Source organism: Streptomyces mabaensis (assembly GCF_053763515.1).
Window position 1 is genome coordinate 132980 of sequence record NZ_JBSOPZ010000007.1, and the last position, 16236, is coordinate 149215.

A 16236-nucleotide genomic window follows, 5' to 3' on the forward strand; every position below is an offset into this window, starting at 1 on the left:
CCCCCGGGCCTCCTGACCCGCTGGCAGAATCACCGCATGGACATCGCCGCACACATCAAGGCCCTTGAGTCGGAAGGCCGGTTGCTGGCCTCCGCCGCCGAAGAGGCCGGGGCGGACGCGCCCGTTCCCACCTGTCCCGGCTGGCAGATCAGGGACCTGCTCCGGCACACCGGCATGGTTCACCGTTGGGCGACACGGTTCGTCACCGAAGGGGCCACCGCGTTCGTGCCGGACGCGGGCGAGCCCGAGCTGGACGGGGCGGAACTGCTGGACTGGTTCCGCGAGGGTCACGACCTGCTGGTCGCCGCGCTGCGCGCCGCTCCCCCGGACCTGGAGTGCTGGAGCTTCATGCCCGCGCCGTCACCGCTGGCGTTCTGGGCGCGGCGGCAGGCACACGAAACGGCGGTGCACCGGCTGGATGCGGAGTCGGCGCGGGCGACGCGGACCGACGGTCTGGACGCGGCATTCGCCGACGACGGTATCGACGAGCTGCTGCGCGCCTTCCACTCCCGGGCGAAGAGCCGGGTGCGTACGACGGAGCCGTGCGTTCTGCGCGTACGGGCCACGGACACCGGAACCGTCTGGACGGTGCACCTGTCGGACGGGCCGCCACGTACCGAGCGTACGGACGAGGGCCCGGCGGACTGTGAGATCAGCGGACCGGCGGACGTCCTCTACGCGACTTTGTGGAACCGGCTGCCGCTTGCCCGGGTGACCGTGACCGGAGACGCGTCACTGGCCCGGCTGTGGCGGGAGACGTCCGGGATCACCTGGTAGAGAGCCCTGAGGGCCGGTCGGCGAGCATCCGGCAGAGCACCGCGCGCTGCAGCGGTTTGACCTCGGCATGCCGCGCCCGGCCCTCGTCGGTGAGTGCGACCCGTACTCCCCTGCGGTCCTCGCTGCACATCCCCCGGGTGACCAGGCCGTCCTTCTCCAGCCGTGCGACCAGCCGGGACAGCGCGCTCTGGCTCAGATGGACGCGGGCCGACAGCTCCTGCACCCGGTACGCGCAGCCGCCGTCCTCCGCCACGCCCTCGGCAAGCACGTCGAGTACCTCGAAGTCGCTGGCGCCGAGCCCGTGCTGATGCAGCTCGCGATCGAGCTCGCAGGTCGTACGGGCATGGAGGGCGAGGATGTCCCGCCACTCCTCCACCAGTCGGTGATCGGCGTCGTTCGGTGCCATGAGGCGCACGGTAGCAGAAGTACCCACTTTGTTGCATCGGAATTAAATGCGCTTGCATTCAATGCATGTGCATGTACTGTGCTGCCCATGACCTCACCGCTCAACTCCCCTGCCACACAGGAGCGATGGAGCCCCCGCCTGTGGGGCACCCTGCTGGTGCTCTGCGCCGCGATGTTCCTCGACGCACTCGACGTCTCGATGGTCGGCGTCGCGCTGCCCTCCATCGCGACCGACCTCGGCCTGTCCACCTCGACCCTGCAGTGGGTCGTCAGCGGCTACATCCTCGGCTACGGCGGACTGCTGCTGCTCGGCGGCCGCGCCGCCGACCTGCTCGGCCGGCGGAACGTCTTCCTGATCGCCCTCGCGGTCTTCGCGGTCGCCTCGCTGCTGGGCGGGCTCGTCGACTCCGGACCGCTGCTCATCGCCAGCCGCTTCATCAAGGGCCTGAGCGCCGCGTTCACCGCGCCCGCCGGCCTCTCGATCATCACCACGACCTTCCCCGAGGGCCCGCTGCGCAACCGGGCCCTCAGCATCTACACCACCTGCGCCGCCACCGGCTTCTCCATGGGCCTGGTGCTCTCGGGGCTGCTCACCGAGGTGAGCTGGCGGCTCACCATGCTGCTGCCCGCGCCCATCGCGCTCGTCGCGCTGATCGCCGGAATCCGGCTGATCCCGCGCAGCAAGCGGCCGCAGACCCACGGCGGTTACGACCTGCCGGGCGCCGTCACCGGCACCGCCGCGATGCTGCTGCTCGTCTTCACCGTCGTCCAGGCACCGGAGTCCGGCTGGACCTCCGCCCGCACGCTGCTGTCGTTCGCCGCGGTCGCCGCGCTGCTCGCCGCCTTCGTGACCATCGAGCGGCGCACCGCGAGCCCGCTCATCCGGCTCGGCGTACTGCGCTCCGGCAATCAGATCCGGGCCAACCTGGGCGCTGCCGCGTTCTTCGGCTCGTACGTCGGCTTCCAGTTCCTGGTCACGCAGTACATGCAGTCCCTGCTCGGCTGGTCGGCCCTGGAGACCGCGCTCGCCTTCCTCCCCGCCGGCGCGCTGGTCGCCCTCTCGTCCACGAAGATCGGGTCGGTGGTCGACCGCTTCGGCACCCCTCGCGTCATCCTGACGGGCTTCGCCCTGCTGGTCGTCGGCTACGCGCTCTTCCTGCGCATCAGCCTCACCCCGCAGTACGCGGCGGTCATCCTGCCCTCGATGCTGCTGCTCGGCGCGGCCTGCGCGCTGGTCTTCCCCTCGCTCAACATCCAGGCCACCAACGGTGTGGACGACCACGAGCAGGGCATGGTCTCGGGCCTGCTCAACACCTCGATCCAGGTGGGCGGCGCGGTCTTCCTGGCCGTCGTCACCGCGGTCATCACGGCGGGCGGCGACGCGAGCGGCTCGCCGCAGGAGGTGCTGGACAGCTTCCGGCCCGGCCTGGTGGTCGTCACGGTCATCGCGCTCGCCGGGCTGCTGATCACCCTGACCGGACTGCGCCGGAACCGCGTGCCGCGGCAGACGGTCGTCGTCGCCACGTCGGTCCCGCAGGAGAAGTCGGTCCCGCAGGAGGCGGACGCCGAGCGCGTCCCGGCCGCCGCCCGCGACTGACACCTCCTGGCCCGCCGGCCCCGGCCCTGTGACAATGCGGCGCATGGGGAAACGTACGCAGGCCGAGCGGGACGCGATCACGGTGGAGATCGGATACGCGCTCTTCAGCGCGGTCTTCGCGGCCGCGCTGGTGTGCGGCGCGCTCGCCGGACCGGCACTCCTCTTCGCTCTGCCACGGCTGGTGGAGCGGGGACTGGTGCTGGCCGGCGGGACCGCCGCCGCGCTCGTGTTCGTCCTGCGGGTGGTGCACGTGCTGTGGCGGTACGCGAGCGGGCGGCCGGCGGCGGGTCAGCCCGGCGTGGTGGTCAGCTCTGCTCCGTGCCGAGTAGACCCACGCCGTGGGCCAGTTGGACCGCGGCGTGGGCGAAGAACTCCGCGCGCTCCTCGACGATGCGGTTGAACTGACCGAACACCTCGAACGAGACCAGGCCGAAGAGCTGCGACCAGGCGGCCACCAGGGCCGTCATGACCGCGGGCGGCAGGTCGGGGGCGAGGTCGGCGGTGATGCGCAGGGCCTCGGGGCGCAGCGAGCCGGGCAGCGCGGGCACCGCGAGACCGGTGGAGGCGTGGGCGTCGCGGACGACGGAGATCAGCGCGAGACCGACCCGGGAGGCGGGGCCGACGGTGGTACGGGGGGCGGTGTAGCCGGGCACGGGCGAGCCGTAGATGAGGGCGTACTCGTGGGGGTGGCCCAGCGCCCAGGCGCGTACGGACGTACACACGGCGAGCCAGCGGTCCGTGTGAGGGGCGTCGGCGGCGCGGTCGAGGGCGGCCTCGGCGGCCGCGCCCACGGCGTCGTACGCGTCGGTGATCAGGGCGGTCAGCAGGTCGTCGCGGCTCGGGAAGTAACGGTAGAGCGCGGAGGAGACCATGCCGAGTTCGCGGGCGACCGCGCGCAGGGAGAGCTTCGCCGCCCCCTCGGCGGCGAGCTGCCTGCGCGCCTCGTCCTTGATCGCGGCGGTCACTTCGGTACGGGCCCGTTCCCTGGCCCCTCGGATGGCACTCATGTCCGGCAGTCTGTCACGTTCCGGAGCACCGACCAAAGACGAGAGCACTGCTCTTGCTTTGGAGCGGGGGCGGTGGAACGCTGCTCTTGAGCGAGAGCAGTGCTCTCGAAATGGCGACGCACCAGCCCGACAGCCCGGGCAGCCCCGACCGGTGGAGGACACCATGGCCCACTACATCAAGCCCAACCGCTTCGACCATCTGCTCAACAGGACGATCGGCCTGCTCGCCCGCCGGGGCATCAGCCTCGCCGGGACAAACGAGCTGGCCGTGCGCGGCCGCAAGAGCGGCGAATGGCGCCGCGTCCCGGTGAACCCGCTGCCGTACGAGGGCGGCCCGTACCTGGTCTCCGCCCGCGGCCACTCCGAGTGGGTGCGCAACCTGCGGGCCGCGGGCGGCGGACAGCTCCGGGTCGGCCGGAAGACCCGGAGCTTCACCGCCGTCGAGCTCACCGATGACGAGAAGCCCCAGGTCTTGCGCAGCTACCTGGAGCGCTGGGGCTGGGAGGTCGGCCGCTTCTTCGGCGAGGTCAACGCCAAGTCCTCCGACGAGCAACTGCGGGCCGCGGCGCCCCGGCACCCCGTGTTCCGGATCACCGTCACGCGCTGACCTGCTCCTGCTCCCGCTCCCGCTCACCCTGCCGGCGGTCCTCCCTGCGGTCGAACGCCGTCAGCGCGCGCCGGGCCGCGGGATGGGTCCGGACCAGCTCCGCCAGCGACGTCGACCCCCGGGTGATCCGGGCGAACGCCCGCCAGGCCGGCCGGAATCCGGTGATCGCCGCGTGCATCAGACCGGGGCGGCGCTCGAACACTGTGAGCATCCGCCGCCCGACCCCCATCTCCACACCGAGCCCGGCCTTGATGGCGAACGCGTAGTTGAGGGCCTGCCTGCGCGCGTCCACGGCATCCTGGGCCTCGGCGATCCGTACCGCCCACTCGCCCGCGAGGCGCCCCGAACGCAGCGCGAACGAGATCCCCTCCCGCGTCCACGGCTCCAGCAGCCCCGCCGCGTCCCCGCACACCAGCACCCGGCCCCGGGACAGCGGCGAGTCGTCACTGCGGCACCGCGTGAGATGTCCGGACGAGACGGCCGGTTCGAACCCGGCCAGCCCCAGCCGCGCGATGAAGTCCTCGAGGTAGCGCTTGGTGCCTGCGCCCTCACCGCGGGCCGAGATGACCCCGACGGTCAGGGTGTCGCCCTTGGGGAACACCCAGCCGTAACTCCCCGGCATCGGGCCCCAGTCGATGAGCACCCGTCCCGCCCAGTCCTCGGCGACCGTGGCGGGGACGGGGATCTCCGCCTCCAGCCCGAGGTCCACCTGGTCGAGTTTCACGCCGACATGGGCGCCGATCCGGCCGGCGCTGCCGTCCGCGCCGACGACGGCACGCGCCAGAATCGTCTCCCCGCCGGCCAGTACGACGGCGACGGTCCGGCGGTCGGGGACGGCGGGGCCGTGCTGCTCGACCCGGCTCACGGTCACGCCGGTACGCACCGTCGCCCCCGCCTTCCGCGCCTCGTCGACCAGTCCCGCGTCGAACTCGGGACGGTTGATCAGCCCGAAGAGCATGTGCCGGGAGCGGCGGGTGCGGGTCAGCTTCCCGTTCAGAGAGAAGGTGACGGCGTGCACCCGGTCTCTGAGCGGGAGTTCGAAGCCGGGGGGCAGAGCGTCCCGCGACGGGCCGATGATGCCGCCGCCGCACGTCTTGTACCGGGGCAGTTCTGCCTTCTCCACCAGCAGCACGCGCCGCCCGGCGACCGCAGCCGCGTACGCCGCGGAAGCCCCTGCGGGGCCGGCCCCGACCACGACGACGTCCCAGACCGACTCACCGACCGCCGCCTCACCCACCGCCCCGGTCTCCCCGCCGCCGCCCGTACCCTCGTCCGCGCCGCCGGCCGTACCCTCGTCCGCGCCGCCGCTCGTCTCCCCGTCCGCACCGGCGGCCGGCTTCCCGGCCGTCTCCTCCGGGCCGGCGGCCGACTCGTCGCGCTCGCTGCCGGTGTCTGCGTTCTCGCTGCTCACGATGTGCTTCTGCTCCTGATCCGACCAGTTGCTCCGGCTACCGACCGCATCCTACGGCGCGGCCCGCCCGGCCCTGTTGTGGGAGGATCGGCCTCATCCAGCCGTACACGCGTACGTACACCCACACGTACACCAACGTCGCACCCACCAGGAGCGTGCCCATGTCGCCGAATCCGGTCGCCGAGACCGTCGCCTCGCTGCTGCCCCGCGCCAAGGCGGAGCTCGCCGAGCTGGTGGCCTTCCAGTCGGTGGCGGACCCGGCGCAGTTCCCGAAGAGCGAGTGCGAGGCGGCCGCCCGCTGGATCGCCGACGTCCTGGACGCCGAGGGCTTCCAGGACGTGGCGCTGCTCGACACCCCGGACGGCACGCAGTCGGTCTACGGCTACCTGCCCGGCCCCGAGGGCGCGCCCACCGTCCTGCTCTACGCCCACTACGACGTGCAGCCGCCGCTCGACCTGGCCTCCTGGGTCTCCCCGCCGTTCGAGCTGACCGAGCGCGACGGCCGCTGGTTCGGGCGCGGCGCCGCCGACTGCAAGGGCGGGTTCATCATGCACCTGCTCGCGCTGCGCGCCCTGAAGGCCAACGGCGGCGTCCCGGTGGGCGTCAAGGTCATCGTGGAGGGCTCCGAGGAGCAGGGCACCGGCGGCCTGGAGCGGTACGCCGAGGCGCACCCCGAGCTGCTCAGCGCCGACACGATCGTCATCGGGGACACCGGCAACTTCCGGGTGGGTCTGCCGACCGTCACGGCGACCCTGCGCGGCATGACCATGCTCCGCGTCCGTATCGACACCCTCGAAGGCAACCTGCACTCCGGCCAGTTCGGCGGCGCCGCGCCCGACGCGCTCGCCGCACTGATCCACGTACTGGGCTCGCTGCGCGCCGAGGACGGTTCGACGACCGTCGACGGCCTGGAGGCGGACGCGCGCTGGGACGGTCTGGACTACCCGGAGCAGGACTTCCGCCGGGACGCCAAGGTGCTCGACGGCGTCGGTCTGATCAGCCACGGCACCGTCGCCGACCGGATCTGGGCCCGGCCCGCCGTCACCGTGATCGGCATCGACTGCCCGCCGGTCGTCGGCGCCACGCCGTCCCTTCAGGCGAGCGCGCGGGCGCAGATCAGCCTGCGGGTGCCGCCCGGCCAGGACGCCGCGGAGGCCACCAAGCTGCTGACCGCGCACCTGGAGGCGCACACCCCGTGGGGGGCGCGGGTGTCCGTGGAGCAGGTGGGCCAGGGCCAGCCGTTCCAGGCGGACACCAGCAGCCCGGCGTACACCTCGATGGCCGAGGCGATGCGAGTGGCGTACCCGGGTGAGGAGATGCAGTCCTCGGGCATGGGCGGCTCGATCCCGCTGTGCAACACGCTCGCCGCGCTCTACCCCGAGGCGGAGATCCTGCTCATCGGGCTGAGCGAGCCGGAGGCGCAGATCCACGCGGTGAACGAGAGCGTCTCGCCGCAGGAGCTGGAGCGGCTCTCCGTCGCGGAGGCACTGTTCCTGGTCAACTACGCCGAGTCGAAGAAGTCCTGACCGCTTAAGCGCTCAGCGTGATCGCCACGGGCGAATTTCCGTGCGGCGGGGGGCGGCGGGTCCGTACCTTCGCCGGATGGATCTCGTCGAGGTACTCCCCGGGCAACTCCACATGTTCCGCTTCCCGATCGGCCAGGCCTACCTCTGGCGCGACCGCACCGACGACGGTAGCGACGACGGTGCGGAACTGACCCTGATCGACGCCGGGAACGTCACGTCCGGTCCCGAGATCGAGGCGGCGGTACGGAGTCTGGGCCTGCGCCCGGAGAACATCCGCCGGATCGTGCTGACCCACTGCCACCGCGACCACGTCGGCGCGGCCGGTGAACTCGCCGCGCGTCACGGCGCCGAGGTGCTCGCGCACCGGCTCGACGCGCCGGTGATCCGCGGCGAGCAGCCGGTGCCCGAGCCCGTACTCCTGGACTGGGAGCGCCCGTTGTACGCGCACGGGCTCACCGTGCCGCCCGCGCCGGCCACCCGGGTAGACCGAGAGCTCCGGGATGGCGACGGGCTGGGCTTCGGCGACGGGGCCCGGGTCGTGCACGCCCCCGGCCACACGGACGGCAGTATCGGGATCCATTTGCCGCGGCACGGCGTGCTGTTCACCGGTGACTGCGTGGCCGCCGTCGGTCAGGTGATGCTGGGGGTGTTCAACGTCGACCGTGCCCGCGCCGTCGCCTCCTTCCGGCGGCTGGCGGCGCTCGCCCCGTCCACCGTCTGCTTCGGCCACGGCGACCCGCTGACGCAGGACGCCGCGGCCGTGCTGAAGTCGGCGGCCGAGGACTCAGCCGACGGGGACGCCGGCCTCGAGGTTGAGCACTGTTGACCGCTCACGGGCCCGCAGCGCCCAGCGCAGCCGGTCGAAGCGGGCCGGGGGCAGCAGCCCGGACGCCTCCTCCTCGGTGACGAAACGCCAGCCACGCAGCTCGGCGCCCGGCAGCAGCAGGCTCCCGGCCCGCTCGCTGTCGAGCCGGCCGCCGTCGAACAGCAGCCGCAGTCCGCCGAATCCGGGCGGCCTGGGCGGCTCCCAGTCGACCACCAGGAGCCGGGGCACCTCGTCGAGCTGGTAGCCGATCTCCTCCGCGACCTCACGTATCCCGGCCCGGGCCGGCGCCTCGCCGCGCTCGACGACTCCGCCGGGGAACTCCCAGCCGGGCTTGTACGTCGGGTCGACGAGCAGCACCCGGTCGTGCTCGTCGAAGAGCAGCACCCCGGCGGCGAGTGTCTCCGCGGCGGGCTCGGGTGTCTGCACGATGTCGCAGGCCCCGGCCGCCCCGGTCCGTACCGCCTCGGCGATGTGCTCGGCCGTCGCGTACGGGGTGAGGGCGCTGTTGTCGATCACGTGGGCGTCGGCGGTCAGCCAGGGCAGCGCGGCGCGGTACGGCTCGATGTGGTCGTAGGCCCACTGCCGGACGCGCTCGCTGCCTTCCGGGTCGCTCTCGAACTCCTCGCGGGCGGATATGCGGGCGCGCAGGATCGTTTCCTCCGGGGCGATCAGTACATGCCGTACCGGAACGCGGCGGGCGGCGAGCGCTCCGAAGATCTCGTCGCGGTACTCCTGACGCAGCAGGGTCATGGGCACCACCAGCACGCCACCCAGCTCGGCCAGCAGCGAGGCTGCGGTGTCGACGACCATGCGGCGCCAGATGGGCAGGTCCTGGTAGTCGCTCACCTCGGCCAGCCGCTTCTGGGGCAGCAGGTTGCGCAGCCCGGCGCCGATCAGTTCCGGGTCGTAGAACGTGCTGTGCGGGATCAGGTCGATCAGTTCGCGTGCCGCGCTGGTCTTGCCCGCACTGAACGCACCGTTGATCCAGACAATCACGATTCCCCCTCTTCCGTAGCCCCCTGTGGCTTGCCCGCAACACCCTGCCACGGAAACCAGAAAGCGGGCACGGTGCGTTCGTCCTCGGGCGGACGGCGCACCGGTCTGCTGTACCCCGCGGCCGTGAGTCGCCGCGGGGTTGCCGCGTGGGCGTGTCCGGGCTCCCGGTCCGGCAGCGAAGGCGGGGGCGGGTGCGCACCGGCGCGGGTTCGACGAGGGCCCCCTCTTCGCCCGACGCCAGGGCGCGGGTGTGCACCGAGCGCTGCGCGCGGGGCGGTCGCGCGGGCGCGGCCCCCCGGGGCCGGGTGCCGCAGGCGGGCGTGCTCGGATCCGCCGGCAGCGAGGGCCGGATGCGGGTGGCTCCGGCAGCGAGGGCCGGGGGCGGGGAGCGCCGGCGGCTGGGGCCGGGGGCGGGGAGCGACGCCGGCTGGGGTGACCCATGGAAGGCCGGCCCGGCAGGCGGCGGCTCGGCGTCAACGGCCAGGCGCGGAGTCGCCCGCGCGGGGCCGGGCACTCACCCGCCGCGGTCAGCCGGGGATCGCCGCCGGTGTCTCCTCCGCCTCGGCGAGCAGCGCCGTCGCTGCCGCGCCCACCAGACCCGCGTCCGTGCCCGTCAGGGCCGGCACCACCCGCAGGCCCCGGACGAACGACAGCGTCGCGTAGCTCCCCAGGGCGCGGCGCAGCGGGGCGAACAGGACCTCGCCCGCGCCCGCCACTCCCCCGCCGATCACCGCGATGTCGATCTCGACCAGCGTCGCGGTCGCGGCGATCCCGGCGGCCAGCGCCTGCGCCGCCCGCTCGAACGAGGCACGGGCGACCGGGTCGCCGTCTCGTGCGGCGGCGGCCACCGCGGCGGCCGTGAGGTCACCGTCCGGTCCCGGGCGCCAGCCGTTCTCGACCGCGCGCCGCGCGATGTTGGGGCCGCTGGCGATCCGTTCGACGCAGCCGCGCGACCCGCACGGGCACGGATCGCCGTCCAGGTCGACGCTGATGTGCCCGAGGTGGCCCGCGTTGCCGGTCGGTCCCGGATGCAGTCGGCCGCCCAGCACGAGGCCGCCGCCCACCCCGGTCGAGACGACCAGGCACAGCGCGTTGTCGAAGCCCCGGGCGGCACCCCGCCAGTGCTCGGCGGCGGTCATCGCGACCCCGTCGCCGACCAGGGTGACCGGCAGCCCGTCGGCGGCCGCCCGTACCCGCTCGACGAGCGGGAAGCCGCGCCAGCCGGGCACGTTGACCGGGCTGACCGTGCCCGCCGCGGCGTCCACCGGGCCCGCACTGCCGATTCCCACCGCCCGCGCACGCGCCCACAGCGGCGATTCGGCCAACTCGGCGAGCACCGTGCGCACGGCCCGCATCACCGTGGCGCCGTCCTCCTGGGCGGGCGTCGGGCGCTGCGCACGGACCAGAATCCGCCCGCAGCCGTCCACCAGCGCGCCGGCGATCTTGGTACCGCCGATGTCGAGCGCGGCGACGAGGTCGGAGTGCATCGGCGGGGATCTCCAGGTGAGAGGGGGCGAGGCGCGGCTTCGGGGACCAGTCTCCCTATCTCTGACAACGTTGTCCAGGTTCTATGCTCGACACCACACTTATAGGATCCTCCGACGACGTCCATGCCGACGCATCCCGACAACGACAGGACAGCGCACCGTGGCCGAGACCGCCCGCCAGCCCGAGCACCGCTACGGAAACCGGCCGACCATGAAGGACGTCGCCGCCCGCGCCGGAGTCGGCCTCAAGACGGTCTCCCGGGTGGTGAACGGAGAGCCCGGCGTCACCCCGGATACCGAGCGCCGCGTCCAGGAGGCCATCGACGCGCTGGGCTTCCGCCGCAACGACAGCGCCCGGGTGCTGCGCAAGGGCCGTACCGCCAGCATCGGCCTGGTGCTGGAGGATCTCGCCGACCCCTTCTACGGCCCGCTGAGCCGCGCCGTGGAGGAGGTGGCCCGCGCCCACGGCGCGCTGCTCATCAACGGCTCCAGCGCGGAGGACCCCGAGCGCGAGCAGGAACTCGTACTCGCCCTGTGCGCACGCCGCGTGGACGGGCTGATCGTCATCCCGGCCGGTGACGACCACCGTTACCTGGAGCCCGAGATCAAGGCGGGCGTGGCCACCGTCTTCGTGGACCGCCCGGCCGGACGCATCGACGCCGACGTCGTGCTCTCGGACAGCTTCGGCGGCGCGTGCGAGGGCGTCGCGCACCTGATCGCCCGGGGCCACCGCCGGATCGGCTTCATCGGCGACCAGCCGCGGATCCACACCGCGAGCGAGCGGCTGCGCGGCTACCGCGCCGCGATGGACGAGGCCGGGCTGCCGGTGGCCGAGTCCTGGGTCTCGCTCGGCTCCACCGAGCCTTCCCGGGTCCGGGCCGCGGCCACCGCGATGCTGAGCGGGCCGGAACCGGTCACCGCACTGTTCGCGGGCAACAACCGCGTGACGGTGACGGCGGTACGCGTGCTGGCCGGCTGGGACCATCCCGTCGCCCTGGTCGGCTTCGACGACATCGAGCTCGCCGAGCTGCTGCAGCCAGGCCTGACCGTCGTCGCGCAGGACGCGGCGCGGCTGGGCCGGACGGCCGCGGAGCGGCTGTTCCGCCGGCTGGAGGGAGCCGGCGGCGCGCCCGAGCGGATCCAGCTCCCGACGCGGCTGATCCCGCGCGGCTCGGGCGAGATCCCGCCCAGGGCCTGACGGCCGGTTCCACCCGGGTTCCACCCACGTTCCAGCCCGGGTCAGCAGACCGGCAGGCCCGGCACCGGCTGGTCGTTGTCGCCGCCCTTCACGTAGACCACGCTGACATACACGCCGGTGTTGCCGCTGTCGTCGTCGGTCCGGGCCCACCAGACGTTCGTCCACTGCCCGTAGGTCTCGCGGCGGCCGAGGTCGGCCTGGCAGTAGAAGTAGTTGGTGCCCGCGTTGAGCACGCCCATCTCGGTGCCGGAGTGGCTGTAGGACTTCGCGGTGCGCCAGACCTGGCAGTTGTACTTGCCGCCGCCGATGCCGTGGCAGACGGGGGCCGGGGCGGGGTCGCCGCCGCCGGGCGTGCCGGTGGTCCCTCCGCCGCCGGTCGTCGAACCGCCCGACGAGCCGGAACCGGTCGAGCCGCCCGTCGAGCCGGACCCCGACGTGCCCCCGTCCGTACCGCCCGATCGCCCGGCAGCACCGTCTCCGCCTCCCCCGGCGGGCGGTTTCGCCGTGCCGGACGGGGACTTCTCGCCGCTCCCGCCCGCCTTGGACGCGGACGGGGCCGGCGACCCGCTCCGGCCCGCCCCGGACGGCAGGGTCCCAGGGCTGGGCCACTCACCCGCCGAGGCGGAGACGCCCGGCCGCGCGTCGGCGGCCAACTCCCGGCCCGGGGTGGCATCCGGACGGCCGGTCAGTACATACGCCAGGGCGCCGCCCGCGACGAGTACGGCCGCGACCGCCGCAGCGACCACGGCCCCGCCCCGGCCACGGCCGCGCGAGCGCGAGGACGCCGGTACGACGGCGGACGTCTCGGGGAGGCCTCTGACCACCGGCCCGAAACCCTCCGGCTGGTGCGGCACGACGTTGGCCACCGTCGGCACCCGCGGACCAGCGCCCGGCCCCGCGGACGTCTCCGGCGCGGGGCTCACCGGCGCAGGGCTCACCGGCGCCGCTGGACTCACCGCCGGCCCGGCCGCCGAGGGCTCCTGGCCCGAGCCGACCGCCGCGAGCAGCTGCGCCGCCCGCTCGGCGTCGGGGCGCCGCGCGGGGTCCTTGTCCAGCAACTGCCGCAGTACGGGAGCGAGTGGCCCGGCCCGGCGCGGTTCCGGCAGCGGTTCCACGACGATCGCGTTGAGCGTGGACCAGGTCGAGGTGCGGCGGAAGGGCGAGGCGCCCTCGACGGCCGCGTACAGGGTGGCGCCCAGCGCCCAGACGTCGGACGCGGGGCCGGGCTCCTGGCCCTGGGCCCGTTCGGGCGCCAGGTAGTCCAGCGAGCCGACGATCTCGCCGCTGCGGGTGAGATGGGTGGTGGAGCCGTCGCCGGGGTCGTCCATGGCGGCGATACCGAAGTCGGTGAGCACCACCCGGCCGCCGCGGTCCAGCAGGATGTTGCCCGGCTTGACGTCGCGGTGCAGCACGCCGGCCCGGTGCGCGGCGCCCAGCGCCTCGGCGACCCGGGCACCGAGGGCAGCGGCCTCGCGGGCCTCGATGACACCGCGCTCGCCCAACACGCCGTCCAGGGAAGGCCCGTCGATGAGCTCCATCACGATGACGGGCCTGCCGCCCTCCTCGGCGACATCGTGCACGGCGACCACTCCGGGGTGCCGGATGCGCGCGGCGGCCCGCGCCTCGCGCTGCATCCGCAGCCGCAGATCGGCCAGTTCGGGGCCGGAGGAGTCGGTGAACGTCCGCAGTTCCTTGACGGCGACCTCGCGGCCGAGGACTTCGTCGACGGCACGGCAGACGACTCCCATCCCGCCCCGGCCGAGCTGCTCCACGATGCGGTACCGGCCGGCGAGCAGTCTGCCCGCTCCGCCGTCGTACTCGTTCTCCCCCGAAGACACCGCTGCCCCGTTCCCTGTATGGCGACTGTGGTCGCGTACAGGGTACGGGGCAGAAGTGGCGGACCTCGGGGACCCTGTTGGGCGTTACGGAGCGGTGACCGTCAGGGCCGCCCGGCGCGGGATCGCGAACGCCTCCAGGTCGGCGCGGGTCAGGCCGGTGAGCCGGGCGACCTCGTCGGTGTCGAGTGCGCCGCAGTCCAGCCCGCGCAGCAGGTAGCCGCTCAGCGCCTTGGCGGTGGCGGGCTCGTCCATGATGTCGCCCTCCGTCTTGGCCACGTAGGCGGCCAGGCGTGCGGCGGCGGGCTCGAGTCCCTCGCGGTAGAAGGCGAAGACGGCGGCGTAGCGGGTGGGCAGGTGGCCGGGGTGCATGTCCCAGCCCTGGTAGTACGCACGGGCCAGCGCGCGGCGGGTGAGGCCGTAGTGCAGCTTCCACGCCTCGTGGACGTGCGCCGTCGTGCCGATCGGCAGGACGTTGGTGGAGCCGTCCGACACACGCACGCCGGTGCCGGCGGCCGCGACCTGCATGACGGCCTTGGCGTGGTCGGCCGCCGGGTGGTCGCTGGACTGGTAGGCGGCGCTGACGCCGACGCAGGCGCTGTAGTCGAAGGTGCCGTAGTGCAGCCCGGTGGCCCGGCCCTCGGCGGCGTCGATCATGCGGGCGACCGCGGCGGTGCCGTCGGCGGCCAGGATGGACTGGCTGGTCTCGATCTGGATCTCGAAGCCGATCCGGCCCTGCTCCAGGCCGCGCGCCTTCTCGAACTCCTCGACCAGGCGCACCATCGCGGTGACCTGCTCGGGGTAGGTCACCTTGGGCAGGGTGAGGACCAAACCCTCGGGAAGGCCGCCCGCCTCCATCAGTCCGGTGAGGAAGACATCCAGGGTGCGGATGCCGCGGTCGCGGACGGCGGCCTCCATGCACTTCATCCGGATGCCCATGTACGGGGCGGTGTTGGCGGAGGTGCCGTTCGCGAACGCCTCCGCGACCAGACGCGCGGCGCGGGCGGCCGCGGCGTCCTCCTCGTCGTCCGGGCGCGGCCCGTAGCCGTCCTCGAAGTCGATGCGCAGGTCCTCGATGGGCTCCCGCACCAGCTTGGCCCGTACGCGCTCGTATACCGGGCCGGCGAGCTCGTCGGAGATCCCGAGGACACCGGCGAACGTGGCGGCGTCGGGGGCGTGCTCGTCGAGGGCCGCGAGGGCCTGGTCGCCCCAGGAGCGGACGGTCCCGGGCTCGAAGATGTCGCCGGGGACGTAAACGGTGTGGACGGGCTGGCGGGTGCCGGGGTCTCCCGGGTAGCGGCGGGCGAGCTCCGCGTCCACCGGGGCGAGGGAGGCGCTGATGCCCTCGCTGACCGCGCCTGCGAGGCTCGTTGCCACCTTCTCGTGCTGACCCATTCCTGCACCCTCCTGTTTTCCGCTGCACGGAATCAACAATCCGTATAGCAAAATTAGTCTCCCGTGCCGACCTGCGTCAATGGTTGCCGGAAACGGCGCGGGGCCGCGCGGTGAAGATCACCACGCGGCCCCGGGGCACGAGCATCCCCGCAGGTCAGCCCTTGCGGGTCTTGACCTCTTCGGTCAGCTGCGGGACGACCTCGAAGAGGTCGCCGACCACGCCGTAGTCGACCAGGTCGAAGATCGGGGCCTCGGCGTCCTTGTTGATGGCCACGATGGTCTTCGAGGTCTGCATGCCGGCCCGGTGCTGGATCGCGCCGGAGATGCCGGAGGCGATGTACAGCTGCGGCGAGACCGACTTGCCGGTCTGGCCGACCTGGTTGGTGTGCGGGTACCAGCCGGCGTCGACGGCGGCGCGCGAGGCACCGACGGCCGCACCGAGGGAGTCGGCCAGCGCCTCGATGACGTGGAAGTTCTCGGCGCCGTTGACACCGCGGCCGCCGGAGACCACGATCGCGGCCTCGGTCAGCTCGGGGCGGCCGGTGGACTCGCGCGGGGTACGGGAGACGACCTTGGTACCGGCGGCCTGCTCGCCGAAGGTGACCGAGAGCTGCTCGACGGCGCCGGCGGCCGGAGCGGCCTCGACGGGGGCCGAGTTCGGCTTGACCGTGATGACCGGGGTGCCCTTGGAGACACGGGACTTGGTGGTGAAGGCGGCGGCGAACGCCGACTGCGTCGCGACCGGGCCCTCGTCGCCGGCCTCGAGGTCGACGGCGTCGGTGATGATGCCGGAGCCGATACGGACCGCGAGGCGGGCCGCGATCTCCTTGCCCTCGGCGGAGGACGGGACGAGCACGGCGGCCGGGGAGGACACCGCCTCGTACGCGGCCTGGAGCGCGTCGACCTTCGGTACGACGAGGTAGTCGGCGAACTCGGCGGCGTCGGCGGCCAGGACCTTCACCGCGCCGTGCTCACCGAGCACGGAGGCGGCGGCCTCGGCGCCCGCGCCGAGGAAGACGGCGACGGGCTCGCCGATGCGGCGGGCCAGCGTCAGCAGCTCCAGCGTGGGCTTGCGGACGGCGCCGTCCACGTGGTCGACGTAGACGAGAACTTCAGCCATGGGACTTCTTCTCTCCTGCGAATGCGAAGTATGAGGGGGCTTTGGGCTC

Annotated in this window: 15 protein-coding genes; 7 read left to right on the top strand and 8 right to left on the bottom strand. The window is 73.3% G+C overall.

Annotated elements, in window-relative coordinates:
- Window positions 1-36: 36 nt before the first annotated feature.
- Window positions 37-777 carry a maleylpyruvate isomerase family mycothiol-dependent enzyme gene (locus tag ACWV17_RS08450; RefSeq protein ID WP_455359157.1) on the top strand — a complete coding sequence of 247 codons (741 nt, stop codon included), beginning with the start codon at window positions 37-39 and terminating at the stop codon, window positions 775-777.
- Here ACWV17_RS08450 and ACWV17_RS08455 read toward each other — a convergent pair.
- Window positions 767-1183 (bottom strand): MarR family winged helix-turn-helix transcriptional regulator, encoded by a 417-nt coding sequence (locus ACWV17_RS08455; RefSeq protein WP_455359158.1) that lies wholly within the window; start codon window positions 1181-1183, stop codon window positions 767-769. The genes ACWV17_RS08450 and ACWV17_RS08455 overlap by 11 nt on opposite strands.
- An 87-nt stretch (window positions 1184-1270) precedes the next feature.
- Between ACWV17_RS08455 and ACWV17_RS08460 the strand changes: the two genes are divergently transcribed.
- Complete coding sequence (locus ACWV17_RS08460) at window positions 1271-2779, top strand: MFS transporter (protein WP_455359159.1); 1509 nt, start codon at window positions 1271-1273, stop codon at window positions 2777-2779.
- A gap of 43 nt (window positions 2780-2822) precedes the next feature.
- Window positions 2823-3179, top strand: coding sequence for a DUF6332 family protein (locus ACWV17_RS08465; RefSeq protein WP_455359160.1), 357 nt, complete (start codon window positions 2823-2825; stop codon window positions 3177-3179).
- Here ACWV17_RS08465 and ACWV17_RS08470 read toward each other — a convergent pair.
- Window positions 3085-3786, bottom strand: a complete 702-nt coding sequence (locus ACWV17_RS08470) for a TetR/AcrR family transcriptional regulator (protein WP_455359161.1) — start codon at window positions 3784-3786, stop codon at window positions 3085-3087. The two genes, ACWV17_RS08465 and ACWV17_RS08470, sit on opposite strands and share 95 nt — an antisense overlap.
- A gap of 163 nt (window positions 3787-3949) precedes the next feature.
- On the opposite strand from ACWV17_RS08470, the gene ACWV17_RS08475 reads away from it, so the two are divergent.
- Window positions 3950-4393: a nitroreductase family deazaflavin-dependent oxidoreductase gene (locus ACWV17_RS08475; protein WP_455359162.1), complete on the top strand. Its 444-nt coding sequence runs from the start codon at window positions 3950-3952 to the stop codon at window positions 4391-4393.
- Here the strand turns inward: ACWV17_RS08475 and ACWV17_RS08480 are convergent.
- Window positions 4383-5804, bottom strand: a complete 1422-nt coding sequence (locus tag ACWV17_RS08480) for a geranylgeranyl reductase family protein (protein ID WP_455359163.1) — start codon at window positions 5802-5804, stop codon at window positions 4383-4385. The genes ACWV17_RS08475 and ACWV17_RS08480 overlap by 11 nt on opposite strands.
- A gap of 161 nt (window positions 5805-5965) precedes the next feature.
- Here ACWV17_RS08480 and ACWV17_RS08485 point away from each other — a divergent pair, with 161 nt between their 5' ends.
- On the top strand, window positions 5966-7330 hold the full coding sequence (locus ACWV17_RS08485) for a M20/M25/M40 family metallo-hydrolase (protein ID WP_455359164.1): 1365 nt from the start codon (window positions 5966-5968) through the stop codon (window positions 7328-7330).
- A 76-nt stretch (window positions 7331-7406) separates the two neighbouring features.
- Window positions 7407-8156 carry an MBL fold metallo-hydrolase gene (locus ACWV17_RS08490; protein WP_455359165.1) on the top strand — a complete coding sequence of 250 codons (750 nt, stop codon included), beginning with the start codon at window positions 7407-7409 and terminating at the stop codon, window positions 8154-8156.
- On the opposite strand, the gene ACWV17_RS08495 is transcribed toward ACWV17_RS08490, so the two are convergent.
- Together ACWV17_RS08495 and ACWV17_RS08500 are read right to left on the bottom strand one after the other, a co-directional pair.
- Entirely contained in the window at window positions 8115-9152 is a 1038-nt protein-coding gene (locus ACWV17_RS08495) for an NUDIX domain-containing protein (protein ID WP_455353950.1), read from the bottom strand. The two genes, ACWV17_RS08490 and ACWV17_RS08495, sit on opposite strands and share 42 nt — an antisense overlap.
- A gap of 527 nt (window positions 9153-9679) precedes the next feature.
- Window positions 9680-10639: an ROK family protein gene (locus ACWV17_RS08500; RefSeq protein WP_455359166.1), complete on the bottom strand. Its 960-nt coding sequence runs from the start codon at window positions 10637-10639 to the stop codon at window positions 9680-9682.
- Between the two features lie 211 nt (window positions 10640-10850).
- Between ACWV17_RS08500 and ACWV17_RS08505 the strand changes: the two genes are divergently transcribed.
- Window positions 10851-11837, top strand: coding sequence for a LacI family DNA-binding transcriptional regulator (locus ACWV17_RS08505; RefSeq protein WP_455359213.1), 987 nt, complete (start codon window positions 10851-10853; stop codon window positions 11835-11837).
- 41 nt (window positions 11838-11878) lie between these two features.
- Here ACWV17_RS08505 and ACWV17_RS08510 read toward each other — a convergent pair whose 3' ends face one another.
- The 3 genes from ACWV17_RS08510 to ACWV17_RS08520 form a co-directional block, all read right to left on the bottom strand.
- Window positions 11879-13675 (bottom strand): protein kinase domain-containing protein, encoded by a 1797-nt coding sequence (locus ACWV17_RS08510; protein WP_455359167.1) that lies wholly within the window; start codon window positions 13673-13675, stop codon window positions 11879-11881.
- 84 nt (window positions 13676-13759) lie between these two features.
- Window positions 13760-15067, bottom strand: coding sequence for a DUF6986 family protein (locus ACWV17_RS08515; protein WP_455359168.1), 1308 nt, complete (start codon window positions 15065-15067; stop codon window positions 13760-13762).
- A 154-nt stretch (window positions 15068-15221) separates the two neighbouring features.
- Entirely contained in the window at window positions 15222-16187 is a 966-nt protein-coding gene (locus ACWV17_RS08520; protein WP_455359169.1) for an electron transfer flavoprotein subunit alpha/FixB family protein, read from the bottom strand.
- Between the last annotated feature and the right edge of the window lie 49 nt (window positions 16188-16236).